Here is an 11,642-nt window from a genome sequence, read left to right as displayed (position 1 = left end):
CGAGACCTGCAAGGGTGGCAGCCAATCAAGCCGGCAACAAAACACCAGCCAACTCGCGACAGGCCGCCACCACGCTGGGCAGATCGCCAGGTGCTGCTCCTCGCACCAACTGCACCGCCACATGATCCGCCCCCGCCAGCCAGTGTGCCTGAACCCGATTGGCGATAATCGCCGCACTGCCCCAGGCAAACAGCTCATCCACCAGGCGGTCGCTGGCGGTATCGAGATCGGCCTGGGTGAAGCCCCAGCGCAGCCAGTGGTTGCAGTAATTGGGCAGCTTTAAATATTTCACCAACGCGGCCCGTGCGATGGCGTAGGCCCGCTCCGCGGTCTGCTCCCGAATAAACCCCTGCACCGGCGCCAGCAATTTGCCTACACCGAGAATGTCCCGGGCTTTTTGTGTATGGGCCGGGGTGGTTAAAAACGGGTGTGCGCCGGCCGTCAGATCCCGCGCCAGGGTGATCATTTGCGGCCCCAATGCCCCCAGACAAAGGTTGTCAGAGGGCAGTCCCGCATCCAGCAGAGCGTCACAAAACTCCCGAGTGGCGACCACCGGCTTTTGCCAAACCTCACCAATTAACGGCCTGTGGCTGACGCCAACACCCAACATCACACGGCGTTGGTCGCGTTTCGGTAGTGCCAGGAACCACTTAGCCACGTCAGTCGGTTCGTGCAACCATAAATTAAGAATTCCAGTGGCGACACAGATGGACTCTGTGGCGGCTAACAGGTGCGCGACATCGTCCAACACCTGATTATCAATCCGACCGGGAATCCACAGCGTGCCAAAACCCAAGGACTCAATTTCAGCGGCAACACTGGCTGCTTCCGCCCTGTTACTCAAGCGCAGCTCTGGCGACCAAAGCCCAAGACGACCAAGACTCGGTGTACTCATTACAAATCTCCCATGGCCACATACATCCGTGTGGCAGGCACTATAACGAATAATATTGGGCTGTGCAGCACGAAAAGCTGGGACCGCTGCACGCAAAAATATAGGCACCATTTTTATCCACGCGTGTTAACCGGTGGTTAAAAATAGCTACCGAAAACTTGATATGCCAATTAAAAAAAGACCTGTTTTTGAAGGTAAATTCCAAAACCATTCCGCCCAGGAACCCGGCAATTATTTACAGCGTTAACAAGCCAAAGCTCACCATAATTGAGTTTAGTGCTCGGCTATTGCGACACCGATTTACGCTAACTATTTTACCTTGCCCCGGCTTTACCTTGCCCCGGCGCAGCCACCCATACAACGCCCGCCGGCAAAGGGTAGGGCCGGCTTTAAAAAGAGTGCGGGTTTTGGCCGGCAGCTACAGCACCGCTTTTGAAGCCCTTGGCAAACTGTGCCAGTAAGAGCATCGTCGGATTGTACTGGGAGATACCATCGGCAGGCCGAGCCCCCAACAGGGCACTCGGCCACCAGCGGCTAGAGAAGATTAACTGAGAGCAAGCTCTGCTGGGTCATTACGCCAGCTGCGGAATAATTTGTGGCAGATCTACCGTGGTACAGACGCCAGCCGGCGCTTCGCACACATAGGGGACAGCATTCACTGGGCGATGCGCGGTTAAACCGGGCGTCATCTCGGCGTAATCTTCCGGCGCCACCGGAAAGGTGATCACGACATCCAGCGGACAATCGCCCTGCATTACCACATGCCAGCCAGAGGGCTGCACAAATTTCCAGGTTTCACCATCACTGGTTTCAACATCGGTGGAGATAAACCAGGTGGTGGTGAATTTCATCAAGGGTTTACCCTGGTGCATACCGGTAAGGATGGTTTTAGTGGCCGCCACTGTCCCCTTTTCAACCACGCCGGCGGCGATATGAACATCATTGCGGGCCAGGCCAACAGCGGCCTCCACCACAAACTCGTCGATAGGCAACCCCATAGCCGTGGCCACCAGCTGCAGCGAAGGGCCAAAACTGTATTTTATGTGCTCCAGCTGCCCCTGGCTGGCAGGCCCGGGTTGTTTGCCAAAGCCCATCATGCCAAACAGCATCTCAGGTGAATTACGGGAAGAGCAGTCGGCAAATTCGTTAATAGTAAGCAGATCCAGCCGTCGTTGAATGGAGGCCAGCACAATCGGCACCGCTTCGCTGATAAAACCCGGGCTTGAGCCGGTCGCATGCACGGAGCTGTTACCCTGGTTGCAGGCGGCCTGAAGGCGATGATAGAGCGCCTCATCCAGCGCCTTGGGATTTTGCAGCTCCATGCGGGTACTCACCACATTGATACCCGCCTCAAGCAATTGGCAGACATCATCAGCTTTAAATACATGCGGCATATAAAGCACACAGTCAGGTCGGAGAGCGATCACCGCCTCGATGCTGTTGGTGGCCTTAATACCAACCGGCGCAACTCCGGCTAACTCACCCGCATCACGCCCCACCTTATCGGCGCCATGTACCCATACGCCCACCAGTTCCAACTGCGGATGCTCAATAGCACGGCGCAGAGCGCGCGAGCCGACGTTGCCCGTTGCCCACTGCACAACCCGATAGCGTTTACTGTTGGAAGAACTACTGCGTTGCATCAGAAATTGCCCCTTTTTATTATTTGAATGGCCAATAGTGCGCAGCATTGTTATCGATTTTAGTAGTATTGCCAACACCCGTTGGCGAAGAGCGCTGCTTTGTCCAGATATATAAACAAATCCTCCTATTGGCAGCGCTCGACGCTCGCCCGGTGCGTATACCACGCCAACAACCACCATGACTTGCAAAGCGTATTACCACATTCTGGTGAGGATCCATTACCAGGAAGTTGTTCGGTCAACGCCATAATTTGCCGATAAAAAATTGTACATGGGAATTGATTTACCATCGTTACAAACTACAGCCACCAAGCCACTTGGCAGGCGAACACAGCAACGATCGAATAAAAAAGCTGAAAGAATTCTGTCAACCACCCGAACGATGGGCACGCCACTATCGGCTAGAGATTAGCAATAACACAAACAAAATAACCAATGCCGCACCGGCAAACCACACACCCACACGGCGACTACCCAACTGCTCCCGAGCAATCTGAGCTTTGAGCTGCTGCAAACCGGTTTCCGATAACGAGCCGCAATGAGGACATTGCTCGTGCTCTTCTGGCACATAGTGCAATCCACAACGCTCACAGGTTTGCGTTGGTTTTTGCCGCCGCAGCCAGACGGCCCGGCCGAGTAACCCACCAAAATTCATTATTGCCAATCCGATAAGTTGTCTGAATACTCTGCCCGGCCAAGTGTAGATACTCCCCGAATCAGCGATGCACCGGGCAGCGCCACTCAGCGTTCTATCTCCGCCACCAACTGCCGGGCCAGCTGCTCCATTCGCTGCAAGCTAACATCCGCTTTTGCTAAAAAATCATCGTCAAACTGTGCAGGATCTGCCCAATAGCGGCCTTTTATTTCACACCGCTTGGCCAACTTTTCCAGCCCCAGGTCACTCAATTCAAAGCCGAGTCGCGTCCACTGTTCAGAGAGCGTTGCCTCCGTCGAGTGAGATTGCCTGCCGGTGTCGTTAAGTGCTCGCACATAGGCGGCGGTGCTGCGAGCAGCAATAATAACCGAGCGCAAGGCAGTAATGGATTGCTGCTTGCGGGCGCTATTGGCCCGCGTTAAGTTAATCAGCCACTGCTTAAGGTGGCGAATTAGCTCCCACAGACTTACACCTGTTACCGGTTCCATTACCACAATCTGATTATCCTTAGCGCTAGGGCAAAACTGATCCGGCACCACCGGCCACGACGGGAAGTTGCACGGAATGCGTTTGAGTAAGATGAGTGTTTCTGAAAAACAGCAGCAACCATCAACGCCATTAAATCCCTTCCCTAGTTTTATTTTCCATGAACTTACGATTTAAAAATTATCGCCGTACCGTTAGTAGCGTTGAATTTTGACGCTGAGCGACCACAGTCGACAGCCTGACCACGGCCTTGAACCAAGTAGGCGTTGCGACAATTCAGGACCATCGCCCTCTCACCATACTCTTTAATGAGCCCCGGATGCGGCCCCGACGGGGAGTCTACTCCGGTAATTCACGCCGTTAAATCCCGCCGAACCATTACCCCACCCGTAAATTGGGTAAGCTCCGTAGAGTTTCACCAGCAGGAATATCTGCTGAGACACCTAACAACAGCTCTAGAGCAGGTCGATAAGTCCGGTTGTTCCGGCGGCTGATAATACGCTGAATTCGGTAAACAGAGCCACGGCAAGCAAGATTAAGCGACTTAATGTGATGAAGGGAGGAAAAGGAAGCGGAAGCGGAGAAACCAAAGAGGGCTTAATTCTACTATTGTTATATCAATATTCAGCCCAGCTAAACATCAAACGCCAGGCTTTGGCTATCAAATAGAAAGCACACCTGATGACAACAGAGAGATAGCAATAACCCCCGTCACGGCGAACCCCTCATTGCCCATCACTTGCGACATAGAGACTGGCGACTCTGTCCTAGTGACTAGCGGCAATGAAAGCCGTAGGGCGCAAAGTATTACTCAAATAGCGCCAACTCTTCCCACAATGCAGTAGCTGCGAAGCGGTGAGCCAATAATAAAGCCGCTACGTCAATCCGCAGCGGCTTTCAATCTATCTCAACCCGGTGAGTTAGAGAGGCTTAACAGTGGTGGCACATGGCCCCTTTTGCCCTTGCCCAACTTCAAACTCAACTTTTTGACCTTCATTAAGTGTTTTATAACCACTCATTTGAATTTCTGAATGATGAACAAACAAATCTTTACTGCCATCGTCTGGAGTGATGAAACCGAAACCTTTGTCTGCGTTAAACCACTTAACCGTACCTGTACTCATATTCTCAATCTTCATTTTATGGTGAACTAAAAAATAACCAGCCTTGTTATCACCATCACTAAGGCGGCGGTAGAAGATACCCCTTTTCCTCACAGTTACCTGCAATCGATCCTCGAGAGGAGACGACCCGATGTAACAGGAGTGACCCACCTGTAAACCATTGACACAGAACAGAAGGCCGCCGAAACAACACTCAAGCCCTGGCGCCAGACATCAGGAAAAGACGGCTTATTATGCTGAATTCAATTGCCCAGTACAATTGATAAACATTTTCTAAATCAACTGACTGCCCGCCTCCCCTACCAAGGTATAAAAAATGGGGTAATTTTGGGCAGCTGGCAGCCACTATCGCCCTCAAATGCTGGCTTATAACAGGAGCGAAGGTGTGACTTTGGGAGCAAGATGGCCAACCAACCCTGCAAATCTGACCAACCCGTCAATAATTGACTCCAATTTGGTGACAAAACAGGCCGCTTGCCTTAAATTTCGCTCGCCATCAACTCTGTTTGGTAGAGGAAAATAGATCCCTAAAAAAGAACCTACTGCAACAATCGCGCACCCTACATACGATCAAATGGCATATAAAAAAGAGTCACATAGCTCTAAGCTGAATATGCACGTCACCTGGATAGTCTGGTTAAACGGCCAATCAAACCAACAATGACCTAATCACCCAGAACACCGCGACTTTGGAAGGGCTCACCAGCAGGCGATCTCTACGGCTAACACAGCTCAGCTTGGGGGGAGGAATTTAACTGCGCGATCAGTAAATATCCCTTTAAAACCTCGTATTAACAAGGAATCCTTAGTGAATGGTTAACGGTGGCGTTATGGCCGCTGACAACGGCGGATAGGCACTTGAAAAGGGTTACCATCCTTGCTTTAGCAAAAACTCGGCAGCAGAGTGAGAGACGCTTTCTATGCGCTGATTTACGACATACCCACACACCGTAAAAAAAAATGGCGAACAATCGCTAAACCGTTAAACCAGTACTCATGCAGAAATAAGAGGCCACTCTAATCGGAATAGGAGCCTTCCCGTTAAAGTCAATTTATTCCAGCCCACCAAAGCCACTCAAAATAGTGAAACAAGGCTATTCAGCTAACAATCCAACCACCCCGGTTAAAGCCAGATCAGAGCCTCAGAAATGCAGCTTAGGTATAGCGCTTCAAATATTGCCCAAGCAGATCATGCAAGGCGCTTTTTCGTTCACTGCTGGCCCAACTGGCATCGATGGCATTACGCGTGAGCGCCACCACTTCTGTCGGCCCCCAAGCCAACTCATCACACAGGATCGCCAAGCTATGGCACATGTCCGTTTTAAACATGGCAGGGTCGTCTGTGTTAATGGTTAATTTTAAACCCTGCTCGTACATGGCTTTAATTGCCGCCAACCGCCGGGCTCGATTTTTAACAACACTGGTGACCGAACAAACATTAAAGACATCCTGGTTCAGAACGGCTTGGTTCAGCAATACCGAATCGTGCAATAGGTTGTAACCGTGGTCGAAGCGATCACACGCCAACAACTCTTTACACACCTCGTAATTTTTGGCTGGCGCGTCTATTAAGGATTGATTGTCCTCGCATACATGAGCGGTACACCTTAAACCGGCTGCTTTGGCCTGTTGATAAAACCAGGCGAACAACTGTGGTGGGCCTTTACCTTCTGGCCCGTCTAGCCCAATCCCGGCAACCTGTTGGCGTGGGTTGGCGATAATTTCCGAGAGAATCCCCTCCGCCTGATCACGGGCGATAATACGATCCAATGCGGCAATCAACCGGTAGCTGACACCCAACTCGGCAGCGGCTCGTTCAAGCCCGGAGATAAGCCCGTCGACCATCTCGCGATAACTAACACCCGCCTCTAGGTGGTATTGCGGATTGAACATTAGCTCCAGGTGAACAACCCCAGCCTTCTGGTGAGCCTGCTTAAGTACCTGGTAACCCACCTCAGCAAAATCCTCTTCGGCCCGCAGAACAGTGGCGGCCAAGCGCAATGCCTGTATAAAGCGATCAAATTCAGAGAATTCGAACAGCGCTTCTATGGAACAGGGCAGAGGAACACTATGCTTTTCAGCCAACTGGGCAATGAGTTGTTCTGGTATCGCCCCAATCAGATGGCAGTGCAGATCGACCTTGGGTAACCCCTGTATAAACTGAGGTAGTAGCTCAGCCGGGAAGTGTTTAAATTGAAAGGAGCCGCTCATAATTGCCAAGAAACTGTTTCATTTGCGTGCGAGTGCACAATATTAGGTAAGGTGTAAAAACTAAAGATAAACCGTTGGTACTTAAAAGCGCACAAAAAGTTTGATCGACAACCACAATTAATTTGACCAAGGCATCAAGATTTCTAGCAGCTAGGGGTATTGCCAGCGGAATCGCATCAAAGTAAAGCACTAAACTGTACTCATCTGGCCAGCCAGCGGGAAGAACGGCCACCACAGCTGGCACGAAAAACGCATACAAAGCCTGACCTACCAGTCAGGTTTATTTGATGAACGCAGTATCAAGCCTATCCAAACAACTCACCAAACACTTCCAACTGGTGGAACGTGAGACAACCCTCGCACGCGAATGCTTAGCCGGGTTAACCACCTTCGGCGCGATGAGCTACATACTGGCGGTCAATCCGGCGGTTTTGTCTGCCGCCGGCTTGGATCAGGCGCAACTGGTGATTGTCACTGCGCTGGCCAGCGCCATAGGGACCTTGATCATGGCGCTGTGGGCCAACCTGCCGATCGCACTGGCACCCGGCATGGGTTACAACGTTCTGTTTGCGCAGGTCATTGTTATCCGAATGGGATTTTCGCCATCGGTTGCGCTGGCCATGGTGTTCTGTAACGCGCTGTTGTTTGTTGTCATCGCGGTGTCCGGCGTGCGCGAACGTATTATTCGGGGCTTCCCCGAAGCGATTAAAATCGGCATACAGGCCGCACTGGGGTTGTTTATTGCCTGGCTGGGCTTTACCAATAGTGGCTTAATCGCACACTCCGCTCACGGCGCGAGCTTTGCCTCTTTAGGGCAAGGGGCAACATTTTTTGCCTATGCCAGCGTGTTAATTACGATTATTTGTGTTGCCGCCCAGGTGCCCTTCGCTTTGCTGTTGAGTATCGTACTTATCACTGTGTTAGGCCGCTTTGTTACCGATGCCAGTGGAGTGCCTCTCACACAGTTTCCCGACGCGCTCTTTGCGTGGCCTGTGCCGCCAACCGATATTGCCTTTTCACTGGATCTCCCCACCCTACTTAGCCAAGCCGCCACCGCCTTACCCGTTATGCTGTATCTGTTTATAGCTGACTTCTTTGGGGTAACCGGCACACTGATGGCACTCACCAGAGATGCCGGGCTGCTGGATAAAAACGGCAACCTACGCAATAGCTTCCAGGCCTACACCACCGACGGGCTCGCCTCCACCATCGGAGCGCTGCTGGGCACCTCAACCATTGGTGTATTTGTCGAGTCAGCCGCCGGCATCTCCATGGGTGGGCGTACCGGCCTAACTGCCCTGGTGGTGGCGCTGCTCTTTATCGCCTCACTCTTTTTTTGGCCAATTCTAACCATTGTGCCAGCACAGGCTATCGCGCCGGCATTAATTATTGTTGGCTTACTGATGTTGCGATCGCTGGTCGATATCGATCTCAAAATCCCGGAGCAAAGTATTCCACCACTGCTGATGGTTGGCATCACGGCCGCCTCGTCTGACTTGGTAATGAGCCTGGCTTCGGGCTGCTTTGTTTACACCGGCATCTGCATTGTACGTAAACAGTGGCCAAAGTTGTCAAAAACCATTCTGGCTATCGATGCACTGTTGTTTGTTTACCTAATTTTATCGATGCAATTTTAGTCGAAGTACGAATACGCCTGGAGCCTGACCTATGTTGGAAGCACCCCGAACAGCGTCTATAGAAGAGATCCCCATTCTTGATTTGAGCCGCGCCAATACCGCAGAAGGCCGGCAAAGCTTGGCGCTAGAGCTACATCATGCGGCCATGAACCTAGGCTTCTTTTACGTCAAGGGTCATCCGGTAACGCAAACCACTATTGATGCCGCCTTTGCTACGGCTAAACGTTACTTCTCGCTGCCACTGGCAGACAAAATGGAGTGCCTGATGGACGTGCGCAGCCGGCGCGGCTATATGCCGATGTTTTCAACCAAAGTGGGCGAGAACAGTCCGGATCTTAAAGAGAGTTTTGACTTTGGCTTCGAGCTACCGGCCAATGATCCCGACGTATTGGCCGGAAAGTTTATGCACGGGCCCAATCGTTGGCCGGAAAAACAACCCTGGCTAAGAGAGACGATCGAAATCTATCTGGATGGCGTAATGGAGACGTCGCGCATTTTAATGCGTCTGTTTGCACTAAGCCTAAAAGCGGATGAAGACTATTTTATCCGCTATTTTAACAAGCCGATGATGCATACTCGTTTGTTTCACTACCCTCCTCAACCCCACACCTCGTCGGATTCCGAGTTTGGAGTAGCGCCACATGTAGACCACGGTCTGATTACCATATTGAATCAAGATTCGGTCGGTGGGCTGGAGGTAAAAACCAAGTCTGGCGAGTGGGTTGGAGCGCCCTATATTGAGGGTAGCTTTATCGTCAATTTAGGCAACCTGTTCAAGCGTTGGACCAACGATTACTACTCATCAACACCGCACCGGGTTATTAATCGAACCGACCAGGCACGATTTTCGATTCCTACGTTTGTTAACCTGGACTACCAAACACCAGTGGAGTGTATGGCCAGCTGCCGTATAGCCGGAGAGCCCGCTAAATACCCAACAGAATTTAGCGGTGCCATTATTGAGAAGATGCTACGCGCCGATGAAGCCAAATTGGAGGAGCCATCGGCGAGCTAGAATTAATCCGGTACCGCAAAGGTCGATTCAATTTCAACCTTCAAATCGGGTGAAAACAGACCCGATATCTGCATAAGCGAAGTCACCGGCAGTGCATCACCACAAGCGGCAAACATTTCACGGCGTACACCATCGAGATCATCCAGCTCGGTAACGAATACGCTTAACCGAATCAAGGTGTTCATAGAGGCTCCAAACTCTTCCGCAATCAGTTTTATCTGTGCAAATACCGCCTTGGTTTGATCCGCAATAGGCCCTTGCTGTGCACTACAACCAAAAGCAGTGATACCAGAAACATATAAAGTATTGCCGTGCTGCACAGAGTGAACAAACGGGCCAACCGGCGGTGTTAGCGAAGAGGAATTGCGACGAATTAAAGTCATCCTGAGCCTCGTAGATTAAAGTCAAATTTTTCGAGCTATAAAAGATCGTTAAGAATAGAAAAAGAAGGAACACCAACTACAGAAAATTGTAATTAAGCAACCATTAAAAGTCCGAATTATACATCAGGGCGAATGTTTATTGGATAAACAACCAAGTTAAAAACAATATAATTTTAGATATCCACTAGACCCCAAATCTATTATTAAATATACACGTGAATATGACGATGAATCTTGTCCTGCTTTTGCTCGAGCTCTTCTAATGTTCCCGAATGTTCCTTAGCCGCATTGGAAGAGATTTTACAGTCATCGATAGCGATCAACTCGTGACCAACAAGGCCTTGCTGATCGCAGATCATCAAGATTTGAGTAAATATGTCTTCAATGGCATCCGGGTGGCCACTGATAAAGTTGGCGATGCTGGTGAAGTGGGGAACCGTATCGCAGGAAAGTGCCTTAAACATAATGTTGTTTTGGCAGGCCCATTCAATATCGCGACTAGATCGGATGCCGTGGTAGTAGGCAAAGAGGATTATCTTCAGGAGTATTGCGGGGTCGTAGGCTGATCGACCGCCACTGTCGTTCTTGTACGCTTGATAGAAGGTGGAGAGATCCAGCTTATCTTCGATTAGCCGATGAAGTACAAACTCGAAGGTGCCTGGCCGAATCTGCTCTTCGAAATTGATAACAACCATAGTGTCTTGGTTGTAATTTGGCTTCTTGAAGTTAGGCATGCTCTACTCCCTTGGGTGATGCCTGATTTTACTTAAAAACCACTTGTTTTTGGAGTTTTTCTACAGTCTCAACGCCCCGGTAAGGGGCAGTTTTGGAGCTTGGCCTTTTGTGGTATCAACCACAAAAGGCCGGGCGGAAAAACTGTCCCTGCCTTGACCGGTTTGTTAAACGTTTGTTTGGTTGAGCGCAAATGGTTTTGCAAAAGTAAAAGCGTCACTTGAAGGCCCTTGTTTATTGAGCAAATCTAGTTTTGACTTACCCTCCTCAAGTGAAGGAATGTGACCTGGCGAAACCCACCACAGCGCTTGATGCGCGGTCTGGGTTTTATTGAACCACGCGTCTCTATCTCGGATTAAATCTACATGCGCAGTTCGATAGACATAGGTCTTTAGTGACTCAATGTCTTCCCACACACTCATATTTATAAGTAAAAGGGGATCATCAAATACTCTGATAGCCGTGGAGTCACCATCTTCTGACTGTAAGCGCCAAACAAAACCTGGAGATTCGTCAGCTAGAGAATTAATCTCATCAAGCCTTTCCACGAACCCTAACATAATATCGCTATCCATTTCTGCTTTCGCTTTTGCGATATTAATTTGAGCAATATGATATTTGTTCACGATCTCCCTCTCTCTATTTCCTTACGTTTAACGCCGTTGTAAGGGGCAGCCGGAGCAACGCGTAGGCTGTCCCGCGCAGGCCCGCAGGGCCGGAGTGAACTTGACAACCTTGTATGGTCAAATTTCCCCATTAATTAACATTCCTTTAAAGTGAAGCCCCATAACTAGCGGCAACTAGTTATCGGAGTCCCAGCCCGATGATGCACAGATCCTAGAGATCGTTAACAAGCGTGGG

General features: G+C 50.4%; 11 protein-coding genes. 2 read left to right on the top strand and 9 right to left on the bottom strand.

Annotated features, from left to right (window positions below; genetic code table 11):
* Positions 1-25: 25 nt before the first annotated feature.
* From SBL51_RS14690 to SBL51_RS14665, 6 genes are all read right to left on the bottom strand, one after another.
* Positions 26-895: a TIGR03620 family F420-dependent LLM class oxidoreductase gene (locus SBL51_RS14690; RefSeq protein ID WP_317931794.1), complete on the bottom strand. Its 870-nt coding sequence runs from the start codon at positions 893-895 to the stop codon at positions 26-28.
* 572 nt (positions 896-1,467) lie between these two features.
* A complete protein-coding gene (locus SBL51_RS14685) occupies positions 1,468-2,538 on the bottom strand; it encodes a hypothetical protein (protein ID WP_317931793.1) in 1,071 nt (356 codons plus the stop codon).
* Positions 2,539-3,279: 741 nt separating this feature from the next.
* Positions 3,280-3,681 (bottom strand): hypothetical protein, encoded by a 402-nt coding sequence (locus SBL51_RS14680; RefSeq protein ID WP_317931791.1) that lies wholly within the window; start codon positions 3,679-3,681, stop codon positions 3,280-3,282.
* Between the two features lie 918 nt (positions 3,682-4,599).
* Complete coding sequence (locus SBL51_RS14675) at positions 4,600-4,803, bottom strand: cold-shock protein (RefSeq protein WP_317931790.1); 204 nt, start codon at positions 4,801-4,803, stop codon at positions 4,600-4,602.
* Positions 4,804-5,958: 1,155 nt separating this feature from the next.
* Positions 5,959-7,014 carry an adenosine deaminase gene (gene add, locus SBL51_RS14670; RefSeq protein WP_317931788.1) on the bottom strand — a complete coding sequence of 352 codons (1,056 nt, stop codon included), beginning with the start codon at positions 7,012-7,014 and terminating at the stop codon, positions 5,959-5,961.
* Complete coding sequence (locus SBL51_RS14665; protein ID WP_317931786.1) at positions 6,992-7,273, bottom strand: hypothetical protein; 282 nt, start codon at positions 7,271-7,273, stop codon at positions 6,992-6,994. Before SBL51_RS14665 ends, add begins: the two co-directional genes overlap by 23 nt.
* A 28-nt stretch (positions 7,274-7,301) precedes the next feature.
* Between SBL51_RS14665 and SBL51_RS14660 the strand changes: the two genes are divergently transcribed.
* Positions 7,302-8,651, top strand: a complete 1,350-nt coding sequence (locus tag SBL51_RS14660) for an NCS2 family permease (protein WP_317931785.1) — start codon at positions 7,302-7,304, stop codon at positions 8,649-8,651.
* A gap of 31 nt (positions 8,652-8,682) precedes the next feature.
* Entirely contained in the window at positions 8,683-9,666 is a 984-nt protein-coding gene (locus SBL51_RS14655; RefSeq protein WP_317931783.1) for an isopenicillin N synthase family dioxygenase, read from the top strand.
* A gap of 2 nt (positions 9,667-9,668) precedes the next feature.
* Here the strand turns inward: SBL51_RS14655 and SBL51_RS14650 are convergent, their stop codons facing one another.
* The 3 genes from SBL51_RS14650 to SBL51_RS14640 all read right to left on the bottom strand — a co-directional run bounded on the left by SBL51_RS14650 (position 9,669) and on the right by SBL51_RS14640 (position 11,407).
* A complete protein-coding gene (locus tag SBL51_RS14650; protein ID WP_317931782.1) occupies positions 9,669-10,049 on the bottom strand; it encodes a RidA family protein in 381 nt (126 codons plus the stop codon).
* 203 nt (positions 10,050-10,252) lie between these two features.
* The gene (locus SBL51_RS14645; protein WP_317931780.1) at positions 10,253-10,783 is read right to left on the bottom strand and encodes a transposase; all 531 of its coding nucleotides are present in this window, start codon (positions 10,781-10,783) and stop codon (positions 10,253-10,255) included.
* Positions 10,784-10,948: 165 nt separating this feature from the next.
* Positions 10,949-11,407, bottom strand: a complete 459-nt coding sequence (locus SBL51_RS14640) for a DUF3291 domain-containing protein (protein WP_317931779.1) — start codon at positions 11,405-11,407, stop codon at positions 10,949-10,951.
* Between the last annotated feature and the right edge of the window lie 235 nt (positions 11,408-11,642).

It is taken from the genome of Halioxenophilus sp. WMMB6 (assembly GCF_033283405.1).
Classification (GTDB): domain Bacteria; phylum Pseudomonadota; class Gammaproteobacteria; order Pseudomonadales; family Cellvibrionaceae; genus Halioxenophilus.
Note: the sequence above shows the minus strand (reverse complement) of the source record. Positions and strands in the feature narration are given on the sequence as shown.